The sequence below is a fragment of the Bradyrhizobium sp. Kon10 genome (assembly GCF_055807395.1).
In genome coordinates, this window is record NZ_JBVVOZ010000004.1 from 223,783 (window position 1) to 247,273 (window position 23,491).

The following is a 23,491-nucleotide window of genomic DNA, read 5'->3' on the forward strand; positions in this document are numbered from 1 at the left end:
GATCTCAATTTGCGCTGCCTGGGGCCGCCGCTTTGGCCGTATCGATGCGCGCCGTCAGCCGCCGCGCGATCGGCGTCAGCAGGTACGGCGCCAAGTGAATCGGAAATTGCGTCAGCGCGAAATAGAGCCAGGTGGTGGGCGGCAGCGCGCCGGCGGTTGCCGCCAGCATCAGGCCGAGATTGCGCTGTGACACCATCAGCCCGAGCGCCAGCGCGCGCTCGTAGCCGATGCGGCGGAACAGCAGCGTCGTAACCGCGAGCAGCGTGAAATAGACCGCAAAGGCGAGCGCCGCGATGCCGATCGTGAACAGGGGATCGGCGACGACGTCATGCGCCACATCGCCCATGATCGCGGATGCGAAGATCAGCAGGATGACGATGTTGAAGCCGTCGATCGGCTGCTTGTGGCGCTGGATCGCCTCAGCACCGAAGATCCAGCGGATCATCGTCGCGGCGAACAGCGATATCGCGAGGATGCCGAGCAGCTTTGCGCCGAGCCCGAGCGGCGAGATGCTGAGCACGCCGCCGAGGAACAGGCCGGCGAACAGCGATGCCGTGAAGGGCACCACCGCGGTCGCCGTCACCAGCGCGACCAGCACCAGCGTGGCATCGAGGCCCATCAGGGCTGCGAGCGCGGGTGCTGCCATCATCGGCGAGGCCATGCCCTGCAGCATCATGGCGAGGAACAGGCCGGGCGCATGGCTGTCGAGCCCGGTCGCATGCGCGATCAGCCCGACGATCAGCGGCACGCCGAGCGTGGTCCAGGCTGTGGCGGTCGCCACCAGCGCCGGGCGGCGCAGATGGGTGTAGAGCGCCGTCAGATCGACCCGCATGAAGGAGATGCAGAGCAGGGCGAGGATCGCCGCGGTGAGATAGGGGCGCAGCAGCGCGCCGAGCGGCGGCACCGCGACCGCGATGAACACGATTGTCGCCACCGCGCGGGTGCCCTGGCTCCCGAGCCAGCTCAGGGCGTGCAGGGGAAGGGCGAAGATGGTTCGAACAACGGCGGCCATCGGGTTTGCGTCGTCAGCCCAACCCCTTCAGCCACGCGCCGATCTCGCTTACGGCAACATTGGCCTGTTGCAGCAGCTTGCCCATGGTGAAGAAGCCGTGGAATTGGCCGGAGAAGTGCCTTGTGGTGACGCTCACGCTCGCCCGCTTCAGGCGCGCGGCATATTCGTCGCCTTCGTCACGCAGGGGATCGGCGCCGGCGGTCAACACGTAAGCCGGCGGCAGGCCTGCCAGCGTCGTCGCGCGCGCCGGCGAGGCGCGCCAGTTGTGGATGTCGGCGGCGCCGTTGAGATAGTGGTCGCGGAACCAGCGGATCACAGAGTGCGTCAGCAGCACGCTGGTTTCGGGCTCGCCGTGCGAGCCGTGGGTCATGGCGAAATCGGTGGCCGGATAGATCAGCAGCTGGCCTGCGATCGGGGGACCGGCGCCGTCGCGCGCGGCCAGCGCCGTGACCGCCGCCAGGTTTCCGCCGGCGCTGTCGCCGCCGATCGAGAGGCGCGCGGCGTCGATGCCAAGCTCGCGCGCATGCGCGGCGATCCATCTGGTTGCGGCGATCGCATCGTCAACAGCGGCGGGAAATTTGTGCTCGGGCGCGAGGCGATAATCGATCGCGATCACGATCAGCGCGCCGGCGTCGGCCAGCTGCCGGCAGACGACATCGTGGGACTCGAGATCGCCGATCACCCAGCCGCCGCCATGGAAGAACACCAGCGCCGGCGCCAACCCGTCCTGCCGACGCGGCTCCTTCGGCACGTAGAGGCGCGCCGGGATCACGCCATGCGGCGCCGGGATCGACAGCGGCGCGACGCACGCAAGCTCGGGCGGCTCGGGATTGGTCGCAAAGCGGGCCTGAGCGTAATAGGCCCGCGCCTCGGCTGCCGTCAGCGTCTCGTAGGCGGGCCGGCCGGCCTCCTGGAACGCCTTGTAGACGGCGGCGGCATCGGCATCGAGCACGACGGGCATGGTAAGGTCCTGCGGTTCCAGTGATGGTGACGTCGTTTCCGGACGGCGACACCCGCCTCGGCCCCGGGAGGAGCGCTCGGACTATCCCATCCGGGCGCCGGCCTGGCCAGCCGGCGGCGGGCAGGGCAGGGATGCCGCCCTTTCCCCGCCGTATTCGCCGTGTTAACCGGATGGCCTGCGAGCGGCGGTATCCCCTGTAGAATGTCCGACAAGCCCGATTCGCTGTTGAAGCCGCGCGAGATAATGTTCCGAACCATTAGCCTGACAGGTCTTGCGGCGCTTCTGGCCGCCACCGCTTTGACGGTGGCGACGCCGGCGCAGGCGCAGATCGGCACGATTTTCTCCGATCCGCCGCCACTGCGGCCGCCAGGCAGCATCCCGCGCGGCGGACAGCCCTTGCCGCAGCCCACTCCCGACGACGATGAAGAGGTGCCGGAGCTGCCGCCGCAGGGCCGCGTGCTGCCGTCGCGCCCGATGCCGCCGCCGAGCCGGCAAGGCAATGTGATGCCCGGTCCGGTCGAGACCCAGCCGCTGGCGCCGCCGCCGGGCTCGAGCGTTGCCCCGCCGAACCAGCCGCCGGCCGTGGCGGTCGCACCGCCCAATCCGCAAGGTGCGCCGGGCACAGCTCCCGGCCAGCGCCAGCCCCAGCAAAAGGGCGGGACCCAGCAGGGCGCGGTGCCGCAGGCGCCGGCCAGCCTGCAGCCGGGCGACGAGGTCGTCACCGAGCCGCCGGCGCAGAAGATCGTGAACAAGAAGGCGACCTTCTCCGGCCTCGACAAGATCACCGGACGCATCATCAATTTCGACGAGGATATCGGCGAGACCGTGCAGTTCGGCGCGCTGCGCGTCAAAACCGATGCCTGCTACACCCGCCCCGCGACTGAAGCCACCAACACCGACGCCTTTGTCGAGGTCGACGAGATCACCTTGCAGGGCGAAGTGAAGCGGATCTTCTCGGGCTGGATGTATGCCGCGAGCCCCGGCCTGCACGGCGTCGAGCACCCGATCTACGACATCTGGCTGACCGACTGCAAAGAGCCGCAGCAGACCATTGCGACCGCGGCACCGGATCCCGCGTCCAAGCCTGCGACCCCACCGCCGCCTCCGGCGCAGAAGAAGGCCGCGCCCAGGCAGGCCGTGCAGCAGCGTCCGCCGCAGCCTCTGCCGCCACCGCAGCAGCCGCAGGCGGCCCCGCCGCCACCTCCGCCGCCGGAGCAGCGGCCGGGCCTGTTCGGTTTCCCGGGTTTCGGCCGGTAGGTTCTTTCAGATCAGGCTCTATTGCCGCGAGGCGATGATCTCGAGCGCGCGTGCACCCGGGATCGGCTGATCCACAGGCAGCTTGAGGAAATCGCCGGGCTCGCCGGCGAGCGCCTTGTCGAGCAGGCCGGTGTAGCGCCGCCGCGAAATCTCCGCCGCACCAAAGCTCTTCAGATGCTCGGTGACATATTGCGTGTCGAGCAGCTCGAAGCCGCCATGGATCAGCCGCGCCACCAGATGCACCAGCGCGACCTTGGACGCATCGCGCGCGGTGTGGAACATGCTCTCGCCGAAGAAGGCGCGCCCCAGGCTCACGCCGTAGAGGCCGCCGACGAGATCGTCGCCCTGCCAGGCTTCGACGCTGTGACAGTGGCCGAGCTCGTGCAGCCCGCCATAGAGGTCGCGGATGCGCTTGTTGATCCAGGTGTCCTCGCGTCCGGCCTGCGGCGCGGCGCAGCCGGCGATCGTCGCCTTGAACGCGGTGTTGACGGTGACGCGAAACGCATCGGAGCGCACCGTGCGGGCCAGCCGTGACGTAACGCGAAAACCGTCGAGCGGAATCACGCCGCGTAGTTCCGGCTCGACCCAGAACAGGGTCGGATCGTCGGCGCTCTCGGCCATCGGAAAGATGCCGCAGGCATAGGCGCGCAGCAGCACGGCCGGCGTGATTTCAGACGAGGCGGAGTCGCGCGAGGTCATGGCCCGATATTAGCAGGATCGCGGTGCGCGTGCGATGGGGACGATCCCCCGAGCTGGATCAACTTGCTGCCGCGCTGTTCACAGCGCCGGGCGCGGCGGGCACGCGACGGAATCTCAGGATGATGCGGGTTCCGGCATGCGTGGGATCGCGCTCCACCGTGGCGTCCAGCTTGGAGGCCATGGCTGCGACGATGCGCTGGCCCATGCCCGTGGAGCGCGGATCGGCCTTCGCCTTGTCGCCGACGCCGTCGTCGGTGATCGAGAGCAGGAGATCATCGCCCCGCGAGGTCAACTCGACATGAATGGGGCCGGCGCCGTCCGGATAGGCGTATTTCACCGCGTTCATCACCAGCTCGTTGACGATGATGCCGACGGCGACGGCGCGGTCCGGATCAATCTCGATCGGCTCGGCTTTCAACGTCAGGCGCGACATCCGGTTGCCTTCGGCCGAGCGGCGCAGATCCTCGAGCAGCGAGTCCAGATACTGGTTCAGCACCACGCTCTTGAGATCCTGCGAGGTGTAGAGCCGGCGGTGCACCTGGGCAACGGCAGCGACACGGCCCATCGCATTGGTCAGCGCCGCCTTAACCTCGTCCTGCGCGGCGGAGTTCGCCTGCAAGTGCAGGAGCGAGGCGATGATCTGGAGCGAATTGCCGACGCGGTGGTTGACCTCGCGCAGCAACAGCTCGCGCTCGGCGGCAAGCGCCGCGTAGCGGTCGCGCGAAGCATGGACCTCGGCCTCGGCTTCCTCGCGCGCCCGCTGCACCTCGGCCTGGCGCAGCGCGCCTTCGGCTGCGACATGCAGCAGCGGGATGAAGTCGCCCCTGACATCCTTGACCAGATAGTCGGCCGCGCCCGCCTTGAGGGCGGTGACGGCGATGCTGGAATCCTGCGAAGCGGTGACGAACACCACCGGCGGTGCATCCGGAATCGCCATGATCTGCTCGAGCGTCTCGAGCCCGTCGAGGCCCGGCATGTACTGGTCAAGCGCGACGACGTCGATGCGGCCCTCGCTCTCCGCACGGCGGATGCGCTCCAGGCCTTGCTCGCCGCTCGCGGCATGGACGACCTTGTAGCCGCGCCGCGTCAGGCCGCGATCGACCAGGCGCGCCAGCGCGTCGTCGTCGTCGATATAGAGGAGTGTTGGCATTCGCTGGTTCATGAGGCGGCGGGGGGGACCTGAATGACTGAGAAGAACAGGCCGAGTTGCCGGATGGCGTTGGCGAAATTCTCGTAATTGACGGGCTTGGTGATGTAGACGTTGCAGCCGAGCTCGTAGCAACGCTTGATCTCCTGGGAGTCGTCGGTCGTGGTGAGCACTACCACCGGCGAGGCCTTGAGATAGTTGTTCTCCTTGATCTGCTTCAGGATATCGATCCCGCTCATGTCGGGCAGGTTGAGGTCGAGCAGGATCAGAAGCGCCTTGCCTTTCTGGACAAGCCCGCTGCGGTCGGCGCCGAACAGGTGCTTCATCGCGTCGGTGCCGTTGGGGAACGACACGATCTCGTTGTTGACCCCGGAGCGGCGGATGTTGCGCTCGATCAGCCGCGCGTGTCCCTCGTCGTCCTCGATCATGATGATGGTGACAGGCTGGGTCATCGATCTCTGTTCCGATTGCCGGTGTTCCAGGCGATAGGCAGCGTGATCGTGAATGTACTGCCTGTGTTCAGTTCCGACGATACCGACATGGTGCCCCCAAGACGACGCACAAGTGCACGCACGTGGGCGAGGCCTATGCCCTGGCCCGGCCTGTCTTGGGTTCCCGCGCGGCGGAACAGCTCGAATATCCGTTGATGGTCCTTCGGATCGATGCCCCGACCGTTGTCGCTGATCTCGAAGATAGCGTAACCGAGCTTGGTCCGCCCGCGGATTCTGATTTCGCCGGGAACTCCGCTCTTGAGATATTTGATCGCGTTGTCGATCAGATTGGAAAAAATCTGCTCCAGCGCAAGGCGGTCGCTGACGATGTTGGGCAGCGGTTCGACATGAATTTCGGCGTGCGCTTCGGCCGCCTGATGCGCCAGCGTCGACACGACGGTCTCGATCAGCTCACGCGTGTCGATCTTGACGGGCTGGAATTCGCGCCGGCCCTCGCGGGTCAGATTGAGGATCGCCGAGATCAGGCGGTCCATCTTGGCGATCGACGATTTGATGAAGCCGAGCGCCTCGGAAAAATCCTGCGAAAGCTGGACGTCCTGAGCTTCGAGTGCGATCCCGCCGGGAGTATCGGGTGCTAACGGCGGGCCATCGGCCGGAACGCGGGTGAGGCTGCCGATGCGGCCGAAGATGTCCTTGCCCAATTCCTCGAGCTCGCTGGTGAAGCCCATGATGTTGACCAGCGGCGAGCGCAGGTCATGGCTGACGATATAGGCGAAGCGCTGGATCTCGTCGTTGGCTTCGCGCAAGTCTGCCGTGCGCTCGTCGACGGTCGCCTCCAGGTTCACGTTGGCATCGCGCAGGCGCGTTTCGGCCTGGTCGCGCGCGCCCGCCGAGCGCCGCACCAGCCAGATCGAGAGCAGGGCGAGCACGACCACGAGGCCGGAGCCGATCCCGGTCAGCGAGGCCGCCAGCGTCTGGCTGCGATCGGCATTCGCCGAGCGGAGCGAGAACAGCCGCTCTTCCTCGGCAATCATCGACACCGCCACCTCCTGGATGGCATCGGTCGAATTGGACGCGGCGGCCTGGCGGAGCAGCGCGGCGGCACTGTCCGGTTCGCCCCGCTTGACCAGATCCATCTCGCGCGAAAATTGCTCAAGCCGGGCTTCGACAGCTTCGCGGAGCTTGGCGAGGCTTGCACGTTGTGCCGGATTGTCGCCGATCTGGCGGGTGAGCTTGTCGAGCGCCTGCGGGATGGCCGCCACCGCCGCATCATGATCGCTGAGGAATTCGGGGCCGAGGGTCAGAAGATAGCCGCGCGCGCTGCTCTCGGCGCGGCGAACCTGCAGAAGCAGGGCATTCACCTGATTTTCCACCTCGATGGTGTGGATCACCCATTTGCTGTCTTCCCGCGCCTTGTTGACGAGGTAGACGGACCCCGCACTGATCCACGTCAGCACCAGGAGTCCCGCCGTGAACAGCAGGATCTGCCAAAGCGCGCGCCGCCGTTGCGCCTCGGCGGTCACGACGATCTCGCTTTCTGACGATTAGCGAAGTCCAAAACGCCCCCTTGGAACTGCCCAACCGTCCAGAACGCGATGCGCGCCGAAGGGTTCCAAGGGGGCGGAAATTATTTCCCGCCGGGATCGACCTGGCCGGCGAGATACTGTTCCAGCCAGTGGATGTGGTAGTCGCCGTCGATGATGGCGGGTTGACGGACCAGGTCGCGGAACAGCGGCAACGTGGTCTCGATGCCCTCGACCACCATCTCGTCGAGTGCCCGGCGCAGCCGCATCAGGCACTCGCTGCGGGTCTTGCCATGCACGATCAACTTGCCGACGAGAGAATCGTAATAGGGCGGGATGGTGTAACCCTGATAGACCGCGGAATCGATGCGGACGCCAAGCCCGCCGGGCGGGTGATATTGCGAGATCCGGCCGGGCGAGGGGCGGAAGGTCTGCGGGTTTTCGGCGTTGATGCGGCACTCGATCGCATGGCCGATGATCTGGACCTCGCTCTGCTTGGCCGGCAGATCGCCGCCTGCGGCGATGCGGATCTGCTCCAGCACGAGGTCGATGTCGGTGATGCTCTCGGTGACGGGATGCTCGACCTGGATGCGGGTGTTCATCTCGATGAAGTAGAACTCGCCATCCTCGTAGAGGAATTCGATGGTGCCGACGCCGAGATATTTCATCTCGCGCATCGCCTTCGCGCAGGTCTCGCCGATCTTCGCCCGTGCAGCGGCGGCGAGAACGGGCGAGGGACCTTCCTCCCAGACCTTCTGGTGCCGGCGTTGCAGTGAGCAGTCGCGCTCGCCGAGATGGATCGCGCCGCCGCGGCCGTCCCCGAGAATCTGGATCTCGATGTGGCGCGGCTTCTGGAGATATTTCTCGAGGTAGACCGAGGCGTCGCCGAAGGCGGATTTGGCCTCGTTGGCCGCGGTCTGCAGCGCCAGGGCCAGGTCAGCCTCGCTTTGCGCGACCTTCATGCCGCGGCCGCCACCGCCCGCCGCCGCCTTCACCAGCACGGGAAAGCCGATCTTCTTCGCGATCGCCATCGCGTCGTCTTCGGGGCCGACGCCGCCGTCGGAGCCGGGCACGACCGGGATACCGAGCCGCTTGGCGGTTTTCTTGGCCTCGATCTTGTCGCCCATCAGCCGGATGTGCTCGGCCTTCGGCCCGATGAAATGCAGATTGTGTTCGGAGAGGATTTCCGCGAAGCGCGCATTCTCCGACAGGAAACCGTAGCCGGGATGGACCGCATCCGCGCCGGTGATCTCGCAGGCTGCCAACAGCGCCGGCACGTTGAGATAGCTGTCCTTCGAGGGCGGCGGCCCGATGCACACGCTCTCGTCGGACAGACGCACATGCATGGCGTCGGCGTCGGCGGTGGAGTGCACGGCGACGGTCGCGATCCCGAGCTCCTTGCAGGCCCGCAGGATGCGAAGGGCGATCTCGCCGCGATTGGCTATGAGGATCTTGTCGAACATGGTGCCTCAGCGGGCGAATGGGGAGTAGCGAACGGCGGATGACGAATAGCGGTAAGGAATGGGGACACCATTCGCTATTCGCTACTCCCCATTCGCTTTACTCAATAATCACCAGCGGTTCGCCGAACTCGACCGGCTGGCCGTCCTCGACCAGGATCTGCGTCACCGTGCCGGCGCGCGGCGAGGGGATCTGGTTCATGGTCTTCATGGCTTCGATGATCAGCAGGTTCTGGCCGACCGAGACTTTGCTGCCGATCTCGATGAAGGGCTTGGCGCCTGGCTCGGGCGCCCAATAGGCGGTGCCCACCATCGGCGAGGTCACGGCGCCCGGATGTTTCGACATGTCCGCCGCCGCGGGTGCGGTCGCCGCCGCGGCGACCGCCACAGGGGCGGCATGCGCGACCGGAGCGGGCATGGTCGCGGCAACGCTGATGTTGCGCGCGACGCGCAGGCGCAGGCCGGCCCGTTCGATCTCGATCTCGGTGAGGCTGGTCTCATCGAGCAGCAACGCAAGCTCGCGGACCAGTGCGGAATCCTCGCTGGAAAACTTTGCGGCTGCTTTATCGTCTGGCTGGCGCGCCATGTTGTTTGATCCGAATGTTCTGTGTGATGAGGAGCGTCAGGCTTTGGGCTTGATGCCGAGCTTGGCGGCAAGGCCCTGGATGGCGAGGCGGTAGCCCTCGATGCCGAAACCGCAGAGCGAGGCGAAGGCCGCGCGCGCGGTGTAGGAGTGGTGGCGAAAGCTCTCGCGGGCGTGGATGTTGGTCACATGCACTTCGACTGTCGGAATCTGCACCGCGAGCAGCGCGTCGTGCAACGCGATCGACGTGTGCGAATAGCCGCCGGCATTGATGATGATGCCCTTCATCTTGCGCGCATGCGCCTCGTGGACGAAGTCGATCAGCTCGCCCTCGCGGTTGGACTGCCGGCAGTCGGCCTTGAGACCGAACTGCGCCGCCGTCGCGCGGCACAGCGTCTCGACGTCGGCCAGCGTGTCATGACCGTACTTCTCGGGCTCGCGCGTCCCCAGCATGTTGAGGTTCGGCCCGTTCAGGACGAGGATCGTATCGGTTGCAGGTTCGGCCATTCCAATCCCGGCAGAGGTGCTTCGGCGTGGCGGGGGTTATAGGTAACAAAGCGGGCTAGGGGAAGCCTTGAAGGGGCTCCAGGGCCGCTTCAAGCCCCTCATCCAGGACGCAAAAACCTGTGCGGAAACTACGGAAATTGCTTGTTAACCAGCCCGAACCATGGCTGCCGGCGCCAATGCGAAGGGGCGGGCATTGCTGCCCGCCCCGGACGTTAACCGCGATCCGCCTTACACGTCGAGTACGGCGACGATCTCGTAGGTATTGGGGTCAACGATCACGATCTGCTGGTGCACCAGCACGTACCTGTAGCTCCGCCACTCCGGATAAATCGTGGCGACACGGGACGGCAGCGGGTGAAGCTCGATGCCTTCGCGCGGAACGCGGGTGCCGACCGAAATCGCGAAGTTGACGTTGTTCACGGGAGCCACGTGCTCGTCGCGGATCACGGACGTGATCTGGGTCCGCTGCTCGGTCGAGAGCTTGGCGCCGGCGGCGGCCTGGCCGACCGTGGTGTTGGTGCTGCTCTGACCCTGAGCATTCCGGTTGGTGCTGGTGCCGGTCTGGCCCTGAGCGTTCTGGTTGGTGCGCTCGGTGCCCTTCATGTTCTCGGCATTGTTGGTGCTGCTGGCGCCGCTCTTGGTGCCCTCAGCCTTCATGTCCTTCTGGTCCTTGCCGGACTTGCTGGTGTCCTGGCTCATGCTCTTGGACTTGTCCTGCTGACCCTGCGCGCGTTCGTCGGAGCGCTGGCCCTTGGTCGCGCCGGACTTCTCCTCAGCCGCGTTCTTGTTCATCTCGCGGCCGGAGTGCTCGTCCTTGGACGCGCCGGAGGATTTGTCCTCGGCGGACGTGCCGGACTTCATGCTGCTGGAGCCGCCGGCCTGGCCGACCGTGCCCTTCTCATGGCTGGATTCCTTGCCCATCGAGCCGCGCTCGGTGGCGCCGCCGGAGGACTGCGAGTGCTGCATCGGCTGTGCGCCGGCGCCGCCGCTCTCATTCTTCATCGTGCCCTGTGCGTTCGCCAGACCGGTGCCTGCGACGAGCGCGAGTGCGGCAACCGAAATCATAAAGCGGTTCAACATCGTATTCTCCTCACGTGTTTCCTTGCGTCATTGCCCGCGCCACCAACGAAAGGAGATTTGAGTTGTTCCGGAACTTCGGCTGTTCCGCGGCATTTGTTTCTTAAACGCGGGGTGAACGTCCGCGCCGGATTCACGCCAGGATTTGTGCCGCGCTTTGGGCAACGAAAAAGGCCGGCTTTTCAGCCGGCCTGGTTGCATGCGTGAAGTTGTAGGAGGTTTGACCAGCAAGTCGCCTTGTTAACAGGTCGCCTTGTTAGCAGGTCGCCTTGTTAGCAGGTCGCCTTGCCGCAGCGGGCGAGGCCGATCTTTTCCTTGAGGCCGTCGAGCCCGATGGCGCCGACCACGATCTGCTTGCCGATCACGTAGCTCGGCGTTCCATTCATGCCCATGGTCTCGGCGAGCTTGAAGTTTTCCTCGATGGTGGTGCGCACTTCCGGACTGGCGATGTCCTTTTCGATTTTCGCGGTGTCGAGGCCGGCTTCCTTGGCGGCTTGAAGCGCGCGCGCCTTGTCGGCCGGGCCGCGGCCGCCGAGCAGCTTCTGGTGGAAGTCGAGATATTTCTTGCCGCTCGGATCCTGCATCCGCACCGCGACCGCGACCTGGGCGGCCTCGACCGAGCCCTGGCTCAGCACCGGAAACTCCTTCAGCACGACCTTCAGCTTCGGATCGGCCTTCATCAGGTCGAGCATGTCGCTCATCGCACGCTTGCAGTAGCCGCAATTGTAGTCGAAGAACTCGACGAAGGTGACGTCGCCGTCCTTGTTGCCGAGCACGACCTGGCGCGGCGAGTTGAAGAGCGCATCCGAGTTCTGGGCGATGCTGGCTTCGTGCTTCTGGGTCTCGACCGCGGCCTGACGCTTGCTGAGCTCGGTCATGGCCTCCTCGAGCACCTCGGGATGGCTGACGAGATAATTCTTGATGATCGCTTCGATGTCGGTGCGCTGGGCATCGGAGAAGCTGTCGGCCGACGCGGGCACGGTTGCGCCAAACATGGCGAGCGCAAACAGCGCGGGAGCAAGCAGGCGCAGCGAAGGCATTGGCAAATCCTCTTATCCAGAGCAGGTTTCGAAAAAGCGTCCCGGGGGACCTAAACGCGGTGTCGTAGCGTCATGGTGGCAGATATTGTAACAAGGGTAACAAGGCGTCGTTTTAGTTGCGCGGCGGTTTCGACGCCACGATGTCGTCGGCCCTGACCCATCCGGGCGTGCCGACGGCGAATCTGGTTTTCGCGCGCGTGGCGAGCTCGCGGGCGGTCTTGTTGTCGCCGCGCAGGTAGGCGGCCTGGGCCGACGCGAGATCCGCCTCGGCGTAGTCTCCCTTCCGGCCATAGGCCATCGCGAGCTGCATGTAGCCGAGCGGCGCTTCGGGCTCGCGCGCCACCGCGGCACGGAGAATCCGAATGGCATCGTCCGTGTAGGCCTTATTATCGGTTCCAACCAGAGCCTGCCCAAGTAACATCTCGATGAGCGGCGCGTTGTTCGATAACGCGACGGCCTTGCGCAGGGGAGCGATGGCATCGGCCGGCTTGCCGCTCTCCAGCAAGGCCTGGCCGCGGACCTCGTAGAAATACGGGTTATTCGGCTGGGCCTGGATCAACGCGTCGATCTGGGCGAGGGCGCTGCGCAGATCGCCGTGCAGATAGGTGCTGATGGCGCGGGCATAGCGCGCCGGCATGGTGTCGTTGGTCAGGGGATAGCGGCGATAGACCGTCTCCGGCCGCTCCATGAAGGCGGAGATCTTGGCGCGCACCATGTCGTGGCGGAGCTGGAGGGCAGGATCGTCCTTCTTGTCCCAATAGGGGCTGGTGCTGGCGAACTCCTGGAGGGCCGCGACGCGCTCCGCCGGCATCGGGTGCGACTGCAGATAGGGATCGGCGCCGCGTGCGGCGAACAGGCTCTCGCTGGTGAAGCGCTTGAACGTCTCGTACATGCCCTTCGGCGACTGCTGCGTCGCGGTCAGGAATTTCACGCCGGCGCGGTCGGCGTTCTCCTCCTGCTGGCGCTGGTAGGACAACAGCGAGCGGCGGATCATCTCCTGCGGTCCGGCAATGACAGCTGCGCCCGCATTGGCAAGCCCGTTGTTACCGGTGCTGCTCGAGCCGCGGCTGGCACCGGCGACCAGCGCACCGGCGCCGAGCAGCATGGCAATGATCATCTGGGTCTGGGCGGTGGCGAGCTGCTCGCGCATCTTGGACAGATGGCCGCCCGCCAGATGTCCGGTCTCGTGCGCAAGCACGCCGATGATCTGGTTCGGCGTCTCCGACTGAAGGATCGCACCATAATTGACAAAGATGCGGCGGCCATCGGCGACGAACGCGTTGAACGAGTTGTCGTTGATGATCACCATCTGGATGTTCTGCTTCTCCAGACCGGCGACGCGCAAGATCGGGCGGGTATATTCGCGCAACAGCTGCTCGGTCTCGGTGTCGCGCAGGACCGGCGGTCCTTTGCCGCCTTCCTGCGCCCGTGCCATGGAGAACGGTGACAGCACCATCGCCGCCGCCGTCACGAGGGCGGTCAGCGCCGAGGCCTTCTTGCGCAATGCGATCTGGAGCAACATCAAACGGTCTGGGTCAAACGGTCTTCAAGGGCATCTGGTTTTTGGTGATTGGCGGGGGACCGGATAGGCGATATGCCCTTATGAGCCGTATAATGCGGCCAGTCTGGGGCGCAAGCGCCCGGTTTCCCGGACCGGACGGACCGTTCCGCCAGTGAATAGCAGAAATCGATGCACGATGCGACCTTGAGGAACCGGGCGGGGCAGTGGCTCGAGCCGTCCCGCCGCAGCGATGTTCCCCCGTTCATGGTGATGGATGTGATGGCGGCCGCGGCCCGGATCGAGGCGGCCGGCGGCCATGTCATTCATATGGAGGTCGGCCAGCCCGCGGCCGGCGCGCCGAAGACGGCGATTGCGGCCGCGCATGCGGCGCTCAAAGCCGGGCGGATCGATTATACCTCGGCACTCGGCATCCCCAGCCTGCGCGAGCGCATCGCGCGGCATTATCGCGATGCCTATGGTTGCGTCGTCAGCCCCGAGCGGATCGTGGTGACCACGGGCTCATCCGGCGGCTTCATCCTGGCTTTCCTCTCGATGTTCGAGCCTGGCGATCGTGTCGCGGTGACGGTGCCGGGCTATCCGCCCTATCGCCACATCCTCACCGCGCTCGGCTGCGAGCCGGTGCTGATCGAGACCACCAACGAGACGCGTCACGCGCTGACCGGTGAGGCCTTGCTCGCCGCCCACCGCAAGGCGCCGCTCAAGGGCGTGCTGGTCGGCAGCCCCGCCAATCCGACCGGGACGATGATGTCGAGGGAAGCGCTCTCCAGCCTGATCGCAGCGGCGGAAGATGCAGGCATCCGCTTCATCTCCGACGAGATCTATCACGGGCTTGATTACGCCTTTCCCGCCGTCACGGCAGCAGAGCTGTCGCAGCACGCAGTGGTGATCAATTCGTTCTCGAAATATTTTTGCATGACGGGTTGGCGCGTCGGCTGGATGGTCGTACCCGATATCCTGGTGCGTCCGATCGAACGGCTCCAGCAGAACCTCTCGATCTCGGTGCCGTCGCTGTCGCAGATCGCGGCCGAAGCTGCGTTCGACGGCGCGGCGGAGATGGAGGAGATCAAGCACGGCTATCAGGAGAACCGCCGCATTCTGATCGAGGGATTGCCCAACGCCGGCCTGACCCGATTCCTGCCTGCGGACGGCGCGTTCTACCTCTATGCCGACGTCTCGGACTTCACCTCCGACAGTTTCGATTTCGCCAAGCAGATGCTGGACCAGGCCGGTGTTGCGGCGACCCCCGGCCTCGACTTCGATCCCATACATGGCCGCGCGTTCATACGGTTGTCCTATGCGCGCTCGGCCGCGGAGATGCGCGAGGCAGTTGACCGGATCGCTCACTGGCTTAAATAGCCGCGAGTTTCGAACAGCCTTCCGGAGTGCATCTTGTCTGACCAAACCGTCGAATCCGCCGCTACGCCGCATTTTCCTCTCGCCGCATTGGTGTGGCCCGCCCGACCGGGCGAAACTGCAGGCGCAATGCGCGGATTTGTGCTGGTCGCGCTCGGCACCGCCCTGATGGCGCTCTCCGCCAAGGTCAGCCTGCCGCTGCCTTACGTGCCCATGACGTTGCAGACGCTCGTGGTGCTGATGATCGGCGCCGCCTACGGCTGGCGTCTTGGCAGCGCAACCATGGTTGCCTACCTCGCCGAAGGCGCGATGGGGCTTCCGGTGTTTGCAGGTCCGGTTGGTGGACTTGCGCCGCTGCTCGGCCCGACCGCCGGCTATCTGTTCGGTTTCGTTGGCGCCGCCTTCGTCACCGGCTGGCTCGCCGAGCGGGGCTGGGATCGCAGCGTGGTCTGGCTGTTCGCAGCGATGGCCGTCGGTCATATCGTCATTCTCGCCGCCGGTTTCGGCTGGTTGACCTTTGGCCTGGGTCTTGGTGCCACCAAGGCCTGGCAGGTCGGCCTGCTGCCGTTCATCGCGGCGTCTCTGGTCAAGAACGCGCTGGGTGCGACATTGATGCCGGCGGCACGCCGGGTCATCGATCGCCGGTAAAGCGCGCAAACCGAGTAGTTCCAATTGACAGGGCCGGCCAAGTTGATCTTGGCTGGCTCTGAGTTTGAGGGGGAGTGAAACAATGACGACGACAACAATGGCGGGGGCGCCGGTCGCGCCAACCGCCGCAAAGCCGTGGTATAAAATTCTCTACGTCCAGGTGCTGATCGCCATCGTGCTCGGCGCCATCGTCGGCTCATTCTGGCCGTCGGTTGCCACCAACGACTGGATCAAGGCGCTCGGCGACGGCTTCATCAAGCTGATCAAGATGGTGATCGCGCCGATCATCTTCTGCACCGTCGTCTCCGGCATCGCCCACATCCAGGACGCCAAGAAAGTCGGGCGCATCGGCGTCAAGGCGCTGGTCTATTTCGAGGTCGTCTCGACCTTCGCGCTGGTGATCGGCCTCCTCATTGGCAATATCATCAAGCCGGGCGCCGGCTTCGGCAGCGCGGCCGCGAACGCGAACGCGGTTGCCAATTACGCCAAGCAGGCCGAGGGTCAGAGGTCCGTCGACTTCATCCTGCACATTATCCCTGACACCGTGGTCGGTGCTTTCGCGACCGGCGAGATCCTGCAAGTGCTGCTGTTCTCGGTGCTGTTCGGCTTCGCCATCATGGGCCTTGGCGAGCGGGGCCATACCATCCGCAGCTTCATCGACGACGCGGCGCACGCGGTGTTCGGCGTCATCTCGATCGTGATGCGCGCGGCGCCGCTCGGCGCTTTCGGTGCAATGGCCTACACCATCGGCAAGTTCGGCACCGGCGCGATCCTCAACTTGATGGGGCTGATCGCGACCTTCTACCTGACGGCAGCGCTGTTCGTCCTCGTGGTGCTCGGCACCATCGCGCGCATCGCGGGCTTCTCGATCTTCAAGTTCCTGGCCTATATCAAGGACGAGCTGTTGATCGTGCTCGGCACCTCGTCGTCGGAAAGCGCGCTGCCATCCTTGATGGAGAAGCTGGAACGGCTCGGCTGCTCGAAGTCGGTGGTCGGCCTCGTGGTGCCGACCGGTTATTCGTTTAATCTCGACGGCACCAACATCTACATGACGCTGGCAACCCTGTTTATCGCGCAGGCGCTCGGCTTCGATCTTACGTTCGGCCAGCAGCTGACGATCCTGATCGTGGCGATGCTGACCTCGAAGGGTGCCTCCGGCATCACCGGCGCGGGCTTCATCACGCTGGCGGCAACACTCGCCGTGGTCGATCCGCGCCTGGTGCCGGGCATGGCGATCGTGCTCGGCATCGACAAGTTCATGAGCGAGTGCCGCGCGCTGACCAACCTCTGCGGCAACGGCGTGGCCTGCGTGATTGTCGCCTGGTGGGAGGGTGAGCTCGATCGCGACAAGCTCAACGCGCGGCTGAGCCGGCAGATCGATCCGACGGACATGGAAACCGCCGTCACGACGGACTGATCTGGAAGCCGGGCCGGACCGCGTGCTGGGGTCAGGTCTTGGCGGTCAGGCCTTGAAGTAATAGGGCTGGTCGATATCCTCGATCAGCCCTTTCTCTTTTGGCTCCCAGCCGAGCAGAGCGCGCGTCTTGGCGCTCGACGTCGGCACGTCGACGCCGACGAATCGCGCGAACCAGCCGAAATGGTCGGCCGCTTCTTCCGGTGATTTCGAGACCACGGGCAGGCCGAGCCTTCGGCCGATCACCTCGGCAATCGCCTTGAACGGCACGCCTTGCTCGGCGATCGCGTGATAGCGCGGTGCAGCCGCGCCGTGCTCGAGCGCAAGCCGATAGACCCGTGCCGCATCGACGCGATGCGCGGCAGGCCAGCGGTTGCCGCCGTCGCCGACATAGGCCGACACGCCCTTCTGGCGCGCAAGGTTGATCAGGATCGGGATAAAGCCGTGGTCGCCCTCGCCATGGGTCGACGGCGGCAGCCGGACCACGGCGGCGCGGACGCCGGCCAGCGACAGCGCTGTTGATTCCGACACGCGCGGAAAGCGGTGTGCAGTCTCGTCGTCCTCGGTCGCAACACGGCCGGGCGCCAGCAGCGCAACGCCGGATGTGACGATGAGAGGGCGCTCGGAGCCCTTGAGCTCTTCGCCGAGCGCCAGGATCGCGCGGCGGTCGAGCTCGCAATTGTCCTGGAATTTCGAGAAATCATGGTTGAAACCGAGGTGCAGCACCCCGTCAGCGGCGGCCGCGCCGCTGCGCAATGACGCATGATCTTCCAGCGATCCGCGATGGGCCTTGGCCCGCATCGCAGTGAGCGCTGCCGCACCGGTATCCGAGCGGGCGAGGCCGAGCACGCTGTGGCCGGCGGCGATCAGGTCCAAAACGACGGCGGAGCCGACGAAGCCGGTGGCGCCAGTGACGAATACACGCATGAGCAATCTCCAGGGTTGGTGGAGGCGACCATCTGCGCTAGGGTTATCCGGGTAAAGTAGTGAGATTATCAGGGTATAATACCTAACAGGATGAGCGAGACCGCCAACGACAACCTGCTTGGGACCTATTTGAAGGACCGCCGCATCCGGCTCGACGCCGCCGCGTTCGGCTTCGCCGGCAGTCGCAGGCGCACGCCCGGGCTGCGCCGCGAGGAGGTGGCCCAGCGCGCCAATATCAGCCCGACCTGGTACACGTGGCTGGAGCAGGGCCGCGGCGGTGCGCCATCCGCCGACGTGCTCGACCGCATCGCCCGCGCCTTGATGCTGACCGATGTCGAGCGCGAGCACCTGTTCCTGATCGGCCTCGGCCGCCCGCCTGAGGTCCGCTACCAGGCCAGCGAGAGTGTGTCGCCGCGGCTGCAACGCGTGCTCGATGCGTTGGAGAGCAGTCCTGCCATTATCAGGACCGCAATCTGGGACGTCGTCGCCTGGAATCGCGCGGCAACCATCGTGCTGACCGACTATGCCAAAATCCCGCCGGAACGGCGCAACATCCTGCGCCTGATCTTTTGCGAGCCCCGCGTGCGCGCCGCGCAGTATGATTGGGAGAGCGTGGCTCGCTTCGTCGTCGCTGCCTTCAGAGCGGACGCAGCGCGGGCCGGCGCGGTCTCGCATGTCGCTGAATTCGTCGACGAGCTCTGCCGCCTCAGCCCGGAATTCGCCGCGCTGTGGCGCGACAACGATGTCCGCAGCCATGGCGATGGCGTCAAGCATCTGCGCCATCCCGTGCTCGGCCCGATCGCGTTCGAATATTCGGCTTTTGCGGTGGATGGCCGGCCCGATCTCGGCATGGTCATCTACAACCCGGCGACGCCTGCGGACGCCGAGCGCATCAAGAATGTGCTGGCCGCGCGCGCCGGGTGATGCCGGCGCGACCCTCGCTGCGAAAGTCTCGCGCCCTAGAACCGCTCCGGCCGGTATGGCGTCGGATCGATCGACGGTGCCTCGCCGCTCATCATTTCCGCGAGCAGGCGTCCGCTCGCGGGGCCGAGCGTAAAGCCCTGATGGCCGTGGCCGAAATTCATCCAGAGGCCGCGGTGGCGCGGGGCGGGTCCGAGCACCGGCAGCATGTCGGGCGTGCAGGGTCGGGTGCCGAACCACGGCTCCGGTTCGGCGCGCTTGCCAAGATCAATCAGCTCTCGCGCGGACGCCTCGGCGCTCGCGAGCTGCACCGGGGTTGCCGGCGCGTCGGGCCCGGTCAGTTCGGCGCCGGTGGTGATGCGGATCCCCTTCGCCATCGGTCCCATGGCGTAGCCTCTTGCCGTATCGACCAACGGAAGGTCGAGCGAAGGACCGCCGCTATAGTGCATGTGGTAGCCCCGCTTGCGGACCAGCGGAATCCGGTAGCCGAATTTTTGCAGGAGATCGGGCGACCATGGTCCGAGCGTCACGACGACGTTGGCCGCATCGATCGGTCCGTTGTCGGTTTGCAGTGACCATCCCGAGGACGTCTGCTGCAAGGTCTGTGCATCACCGAGCAGGATGCGACCGCCGAGACGCTGGAACAGCTCGGAATAGGCGGTGACCAGCGCTCCGGGATCGGAGACGGTCCAGGTGTCGAGCCAGTGGATGGCGCCGGGAAGATCGTCACGCAGCAGCGGCTCGGCTTTCGCAAGCTCGCCGCCGGAAAGCACGCGGAAGTTCACGCCGAAATCGGCTCGGTTCTGCTCCGCCGTCTTGATCGCGAGCTCGAACGCCGCGGCATCGCGATGCAAGAGGCGATAGCCGGCGCGGCGGATCAGATTATCGGCGTGGGCTTCGCGGATCAGGATCTCGTGCTCGGGCGTCGCATAAGCGATCAGGTGTGCCCAGGCCTCGATTGCCTCGCGATGCCGCTTCGGCGCCGAATGCCACCAGTAGCGGAGCAGGGGTTCGACGTGGCGGTGGAGCGACGAGAAGCTGTAGCGCACGTCGTTGGTGCGGCCGGTCGCGATCTTCAGGAGCGTCGCAAGGTCACGCGGCATCGCATAGGGCCGCACGGCTTCCGCCTGGATCATTCCGGCATTGCCATAGCTGGTCTCCCGGCCCGGCTCCCTGCGGTCGACGAGGGTGACTGCCCAGCCGCGCCGCTGCAAATGCAGCGCCGCGCTGACGCCGATCATGCCGCCGCCGAGGACGATTGCGCTTTGCATTCGGCGAATTCTCCCAGTCAGGCCGGCTTCACGGCAAGCTTCGGCTGAGCCGTGCTGATGGTTGCGGCAACGACGACGGACAGCGCGGTCATCGCGACCAGGAAGCCGAAAGCCGCGTCGAACGATCCGGTTCCGGTCACGATGAAGCCGATCGCGGCAGGGGCTACGAAGCCCGCGCTCTGGCCGCCGAGATTGACCATGCCGACACCCGATCCGATCTGGTCGTCACGGAGCAGCTTGGTCGGAAGCGCGATCACCGAGGCCAGCACGAAGGATTTGAAGAAATAGACCAGCGACTGGTAGGTGATCAGCATCGTGATCGTTTCCGCCTTGTACATGGCGTAGAGGAAGATGCCGGTCAACGCGGAGCTGCCGATCAGGAGATATTTTTCGCGCTCGTTGAAGAATGTCGTCATGACCCAGCCGCCGATCGCGGTCGCAATGGTCGCCATCACGAACGGGATCGGCGCCACCACGCCGACGGTCTTGAGGTCGAGCCCGCGCTGCTGGAGCAGATAGAGGGGCATCCAGGAATCCAGACCCTTGTTGACGCAGCTCAGGCCGAACCACACCACCATCAGCTGCCACAGCAGGGGATTGTTCATGAGCTCGCGCATCGGCGCGCGGCTTTCGGACTTCGCCGGCGTGCCCGCCTTGGTCTCGCCTGAGCGGCCGAGATACGGAACGAACACGAAATAGAACACCGCGAAGGCGATGCCGGCAATGCCGATCGCGTTGAAGGCATGACGCCAGCCGAGCCAGAGGATCAGGGGCGCCATGATCAGCGGCGCAAGCATGCTGCCGGCATAGTTCGACGACAGCAGCAGCCCCGCCATCTTTGGCCGGCTGTCCTTCTTGAACACCTCCGCGATGGCGCGAATGCTCGCCGGCGGAAAGGCACCCTCGGCGATGCCGAAGATGAAGCGGATCGCGATCAGCGAGGTCAGCGACCAGGCGAGGCTGGTGAACGCCGTGAACAGCGACCACATCACGATGGTGACGATCACCACATATTTCGAGCCGAAGCGGTCGGAGAGCCATCCGCCCGGCACCTGCATCGCGGCGTAGCCCAGGAAGAACGCACTGATGACGATACCGAGATCGGCGGCCTGGAGATTGAAGTCCTTGCCGATCTGCGCCAGCGCCAGCGAGATCGCCGCGCGGTCGATATAGGAGATGCAGTAGGCGAGATAGAGCAGGACGAACGCGATGACGCTGGTCTTCCGGTTCGACAACTCGGTCATGCTCATCTCCGATGTGCCGGCGATCCGGCGGCGCCGTCAGCTCGTGTTGATCTATTCCCAGATGAGGAAGCCTGGGGTCGCCGACAGCGGCGGCGCCACGGCCAGTCGCGCCAGGTCCGGCACCGGGCGGCACAATTGCGCGTCGTCCGCGAAGGCGGCCTCGAGGCTCGCGGCGATGGCGAGCACGATGGCGTCGCCGCCGCGTGGGCCCACGATCTGGAGACCGAAGGGCAGGCCGACTTCGTCGCGGCCGAGCGGAATGCTGATCGCGGGATGGCCGGCCAGCGTGACGGCGTAGGCGAGCGCGAGCCAGTGGAAATAGGATTTCGTCGGCACGCCGTCGATCTCGGCGGGATAGACCTCCGACCACGGGCGCGGGCTGAGCGTGATGGTCGGGCTGACCAGCACGTCGTGATTTTCGAAGAAGCTTTGATAGGCGCGATAGATCCGCGTCTGCGTCGTTGCGGCGCGGGCGTGGTCTTCGAGGGTGTAGCTCAATCCTTCCTCGACATTGGCGCGGACATTCGGACCGAGCATCTCGGGCCGCTCCTTGTAGTTTTTGCCGTGCATCGCCAGGAACAGGTCCGCGCGCAACACGGCGAAGGCATCGTCCGCGCCACTGCAATCTGGCGTCGCCTCGCGGCATTCGGCGAACAGCGGCGCAAGCCTCGTCACGCGGTCGCGGAAGACGCGGCGGATGGCCTGCTCGGTCGGTGCGAAGCCGAAGTCTTCAGTGAAAGCAAGACGCAGCTTGCGAAGATCTGCGGGACGCGGCGCGGCCCAGCGTTCACCGCGGCCGCGCACGGGCTCGCCGGGCAGCGTGTAGGCGAGCGGATCGCGCGCGTCGTCGCTCGCCATCACCGACAGCATCAGCGCGGTGTCTCCGACATTGCGCGCCATCGGCCCGTCGGTCGACAAATTGGACCAGCCGAAGGCGCGCTTTTCGCTCGCCACCAAGCCGTAGGAGGGACGCATGCCGACGATCCCGGAGAAGCCTGCCGGGTTGCGCAAGGAGCCGCCGGTGTCCGAGCCCGAGGCGAGCGGAGCCATGCCGCAGGCGAGCGCCACCGCCGACCCGCCGGAGGAGCCGGCGGCCGAGCGCATGGGATCGAAGGGATTGCCGGTCGCGCCGAACACGGGATTGCGGGTGTTGCCGCCCGCCGCCCATTCCGGCGTGTTGGTCTTGCCGAAGATGATGGCGCCGGCTGCGCGCAGCCGCGCGACCGAGCCCTGATCGGCGGCCGGTACATTGTCGCGCAACAGGGGGCTGCCATAGGTGGTGCGCAGGCCGGCCGTGTCCTGGGTATCCTTGATGAGCACAGGGAGCCCGTGCAGCGCGCCACCATCCTCGCCGCGGAGGATGGCGGCCTCTGCCGCCTTGGCCGCGGCACGCGCGCCGGGCTCGTCGAGCGTCACGACGGCGTTGACAGCGGCATTGGTCGTGGCGATGCGTGACAGGCAGGCATCGAGCAGCTCGACGGGCGAGATCGCCCGTGCGGCCAACAGGCGGCGCAGCTCAACGGCGCTCGTGTCGCAAAGTCCTGACAACGCCAGATCCTTTCAGATTGTGAAAACGATTTAGCATATCGGAAAGTGGGGACGGCGCACCAATATTCGTCAAAACGGGGCGTTCCGTGCACAAATGATGGGATTTTTGCCTGTTTGACCGACAAGCGGGGGCGCGCTGTGGTGCGTTTGGTCGAAAAGATTAGACGGATTGGCCAACACTTTTTCAGTTGCCGTGGTAAGATTGCTGCATGAGCGAGATTACGACGTCCGACGGTGCGAATTCCCAGCTCGGCCAATGCCTCAAGGCCGCCCGCCAAGCCCGCGGCCTGACGCTGAAGCAGGTGGCGGAGCGGACCGGCATGGCGCTCTCGACCCTGTCGAAGGTCGAGAACGGTCTGATGTCGCTGACCTATGACAAGCTGCTTCAGCTCACCTCAGGCCTGAAGATGGAGATTGCGGAGCTGTTCAATCCGGCCCCCGCAACCCCTGTGCAGGGGCGACCGGTCACGGCGCGACGGAGCATCAGCCGCGGCGGGCAGGGGCAAATCATCACGACGAAGTTCTACACCTACACCTATCAATGCACCGACCTGATCGGCAAACGTATGGTGCCGATCATGGCCGAGGTCCGCGCTCGCTCGCTGGACGAGTTCGGTCCGCTGCTGCGCCATGCCGGCGAAGAGTATTTTCTGGTGACGAGTGGACGCGTCGCCGTCCACACCGAGTTCTATTCGCAGGAGATCCTTGGCGAGGGCGACGGCATCTATCTCGACAGCACCATGGGCCACGCCTACCTCAACGCCGGCGATGCACCGTCCGCCAAGGGCGTCTGTCTCTGCACCAGCGAGGCGCCCGATCTCTACGATCAGCTCCGGCAGATCGCATCGCGCGACGTGGCGCCGCTCGCGGATGACGAACTGCCGTCATAGGTCGTCGCGAGCCCTGAAACGAAAAACGCCCGGCC

22 protein-coding genes are annotated in these 23,491 nt (G+C 65.5%); 6 read left to right on the forward strand and 16 right to left on the reverse strand.

The features are described from left to right. Window positions 1-4 precede the first annotated feature (4 nt). Together AC0L2O_RS08630 and AC0L2O_RS08635 are read right to left on the reverse strand one after the other, a co-directional pair. Window positions 5-1,012 carry a Na+-dependent transporter gene (locus AC0L2O_RS08630; RefSeq protein WP_473369424.1) on the reverse strand — a complete coding sequence of 336 codons (1,008 nt, stop codon included), beginning with the start codon at window positions 1,010-1,012 and terminating at the stop codon, window positions 5-7. A gap of 13 nt (window positions 1,013-1,025) precedes the next feature. Then, entirely contained in the window at window positions 1,026-1,973 is a 948-nt protein-coding gene (locus AC0L2O_RS08635; protein ID WP_473369425.1) for an alpha/beta hydrolase, read from the reverse strand. Window positions 1,974-2,174: 201 nt separating this feature from the next. Here AC0L2O_RS08635 and AC0L2O_RS08640 point away from each other — a divergent pair, with 201 nt between their 5' ends. Beyond that, entirely contained in the window at window positions 2,175-3,230 is a 1,056-nt protein-coding gene (locus AC0L2O_RS08640; protein ID WP_473369426.1) for a DUF2155 domain-containing protein, read from the forward strand. An 18-nt stretch (window positions 3,231-3,248) separates the two neighbouring features. Here the strand turns inward: AC0L2O_RS08640 and aat are convergent, their stop codons facing one another. The 10 genes from aat to AC0L2O_RS08690 all read right to left on the reverse strand — a co-directional run bounded on the left by aat (window position 3,249) and on the right by AC0L2O_RS08690 (window position 13,240). Continuing rightward, a complete protein-coding gene (gene aat / locus AC0L2O_RS08645) occupies window positions 3,249-3,929 on the reverse strand; it encodes a leucyl/phenylalanyl-tRNA--protein transferase (RefSeq protein WP_369724030.1) in 681 nt (226 codons plus the stop codon). A 58-nt stretch (window positions 3,930-3,987) separates the two neighbouring features. Continuing rightward, window positions 3,988-5,091 carry a sensor histidine kinase gene (locus tag AC0L2O_RS08650; RefSeq protein WP_369724027.1) on the reverse strand — a complete coding sequence of 368 codons (1,104 nt, stop codon included), beginning with the start codon at window positions 5,089-5,091 and terminating at the stop codon, window positions 3,988-3,990. Then, the gene (locus tag AC0L2O_RS08655; protein WP_473369427.1) at window positions 5,088-5,528 is read right to left on the reverse strand and encodes a response regulator; all 441 of its coding nucleotides are present in this window, start codon (window positions 5,526-5,528) and stop codon (window positions 5,088-5,090) included. Before AC0L2O_RS08655 ends, AC0L2O_RS08650 begins: the two co-directional genes overlap by 4 nt. Further along, window positions 5,525-7,051, reverse strand: a complete 1,527-nt coding sequence (locus AC0L2O_RS08660; protein WP_473369428.1) for a sensor histidine kinase — start codon at window positions 7,049-7,051, stop codon at window positions 5,525-5,527. Before AC0L2O_RS08660 ends, AC0L2O_RS08655 begins: the two co-directional genes overlap by 4 nt. Before the next feature lie 104 nt (window positions 7,052-7,155). Beyond that, window positions 7,156-8,514 (reverse strand): acetyl-CoA carboxylase biotin carboxylase subunit, encoded by a 1,359-nt coding sequence (gene accC, locus AC0L2O_RS08665; protein ID WP_369724023.1) that lies wholly within the window; start codon window positions 8,512-8,514, stop codon window positions 7,156-7,158. 97 nt (window positions 8,515-8,611) lie between these two features. Next, window positions 8,612-9,097, reverse strand: a complete 486-nt coding sequence (gene accB, locus AC0L2O_RS08670; RefSeq protein ID WP_369724021.1) for an acetyl-CoA carboxylase biotin carboxyl carrier protein — start codon at window positions 9,095-9,097, stop codon at window positions 8,612-8,614. A gap of 36 nt (window positions 9,098-9,133) precedes the next feature. Then, on the reverse strand, window positions 9,134-9,601 hold the full coding sequence (aroQ, locus tag AC0L2O_RS08675; protein WP_473369429.1) for a type II 3-dehydroquinate dehydratase: 468 nt from the start codon (window positions 9,599-9,601) through the stop codon (window positions 9,134-9,136). A 228-nt stretch (window positions 9,602-9,829) separates the two neighbouring features. Then, the gene (locus tag AC0L2O_RS08680) at window positions 9,830-10,681 is read right to left on the reverse strand and encodes a DUF1236 domain-containing protein (RefSeq protein ID WP_409188981.1); all 852 of its coding nucleotides are present in this window, start codon (window positions 10,679-10,681) and stop codon (window positions 9,830-9,832) included. A gap of 269 nt (window positions 10,682-10,950) precedes the next feature. Further along, the gene (locus tag AC0L2O_RS08685; RefSeq protein WP_473369430.1) at window positions 10,951-11,718 is read right to left on the reverse strand and encodes a DsbA family protein; all 768 of its coding nucleotides are present in this window, start codon (window positions 11,716-11,718) and stop codon (window positions 10,951-10,953) included. A 112-nt stretch (window positions 11,719-11,830) separates the two neighbouring features. Continuing rightward, a complete protein-coding gene (locus tag AC0L2O_RS08690; RefSeq protein ID WP_369724014.1) occupies window positions 11,831-13,240 on the reverse strand; it encodes a M48 family metalloprotease in 1,410 nt (469 codons plus the stop codon). Between the two features lie 168 nt (window positions 13,241-13,408). Between AC0L2O_RS08690 and AC0L2O_RS08695 the strand changes: the two genes are divergently transcribed. The 3 genes from AC0L2O_RS08695 to AC0L2O_RS08705 all read left to right on the forward strand — a co-directional run bounded on the left by AC0L2O_RS08695 (window position 13,409) and on the right by AC0L2O_RS08705 (window position 16,658). Then, window positions 13,409-14,596 (forward strand): pyridoxal phosphate-dependent aminotransferase, encoded by a 1,188-nt coding sequence (locus AC0L2O_RS08695; protein WP_473369431.1) that lies wholly within the window; start codon window positions 13,409-13,411, stop codon window positions 14,594-14,596. A gap of 90 nt (window positions 14,597-14,686) precedes the next feature. Further along, window positions 14,687-15,241: a biotin transporter BioY gene (locus tag AC0L2O_RS08700; protein ID WP_473369520.1), complete on the forward strand. Its 555-nt coding sequence runs from the start codon at window positions 14,687-14,689 to the stop codon at window positions 15,239-15,241. A gap of 82 nt (window positions 15,242-15,323) precedes the next feature. Continuing rightward, window positions 15,324-16,658 carry a dicarboxylate/amino acid:cation symporter gene (locus AC0L2O_RS08705; protein WP_369724010.1) on the forward strand — a complete coding sequence of 445 codons (1,335 nt, stop codon included), beginning with the start codon at window positions 15,324-15,326 and terminating at the stop codon, window positions 16,656-16,658. Between the two features lie 45 nt (window positions 16,659-16,703). Here the strand turns inward: AC0L2O_RS08705 and AC0L2O_RS08710 are convergent, their stop codons facing one another. Then, window positions 16,704-17,582: an SDR family oxidoreductase gene (locus AC0L2O_RS08710; RefSeq protein WP_473369432.1), complete on the reverse strand. Its 879-nt coding sequence runs from the start codon at window positions 17,580-17,582 to the stop codon at window positions 16,704-16,706. Between the two features lie 90 nt (window positions 17,583-17,672). On the opposite strand from AC0L2O_RS08710, the gene AC0L2O_RS08715 reads away from it, so the two are divergent. After that, entirely contained in the window at window positions 17,673-18,506 is an 834-nt protein-coding gene (locus tag AC0L2O_RS08715) for a helix-turn-helix transcriptional regulator (RefSeq protein ID WP_473369433.1), read from the forward strand. A gap of 35 nt (window positions 18,507-18,541) precedes the next feature. On the opposite strand, the gene AC0L2O_RS08720 is transcribed toward AC0L2O_RS08715, so the two are convergent. The 3 genes from AC0L2O_RS08720 to AC0L2O_RS08730 are packed head-to-tail and all read right to left on the reverse strand — an operon-like array spanning window position 18,542 to window position 22,566. Then, a complete protein-coding gene (locus AC0L2O_RS08720; protein WP_473369434.1) occupies window positions 18,542-19,774 on the reverse strand; it encodes an NAD(P)/FAD-dependent oxidoreductase in 1,233 nt (410 codons plus the stop codon). A 17-nt stretch (window positions 19,775-19,791) separates the two neighbouring features. Then, window positions 19,792-21,018 (reverse strand): MFS transporter, encoded by a 1,227-nt coding sequence (locus AC0L2O_RS08725; protein ID WP_473369435.1) that lies wholly within the window; start codon window positions 21,016-21,018, stop codon window positions 19,792-19,794. 51 nt (window positions 21,019-21,069) lie between these two features. Next, a complete protein-coding gene (locus AC0L2O_RS08730) occupies window positions 21,070-22,566 on the reverse strand; it encodes an amidase (RefSeq protein ID WP_473369436.1) in 1,497 nt (498 codons plus the stop codon). Window positions 22,567-22,775: 209 nt separating this feature from the next. On the opposite strand from AC0L2O_RS08730, the gene AC0L2O_RS08735 reads away from it, so the two are divergent. Continuing rightward, window positions 22,776-23,456 (forward strand): helix-turn-helix domain-containing protein, encoded by a 681-nt coding sequence (locus AC0L2O_RS08735; RefSeq protein ID WP_473369437.1) that lies wholly within the window; start codon window positions 22,776-22,778, stop codon window positions 23,454-23,456. Window positions 23,457-23,491: the final 35 nt, after the last annotated feature.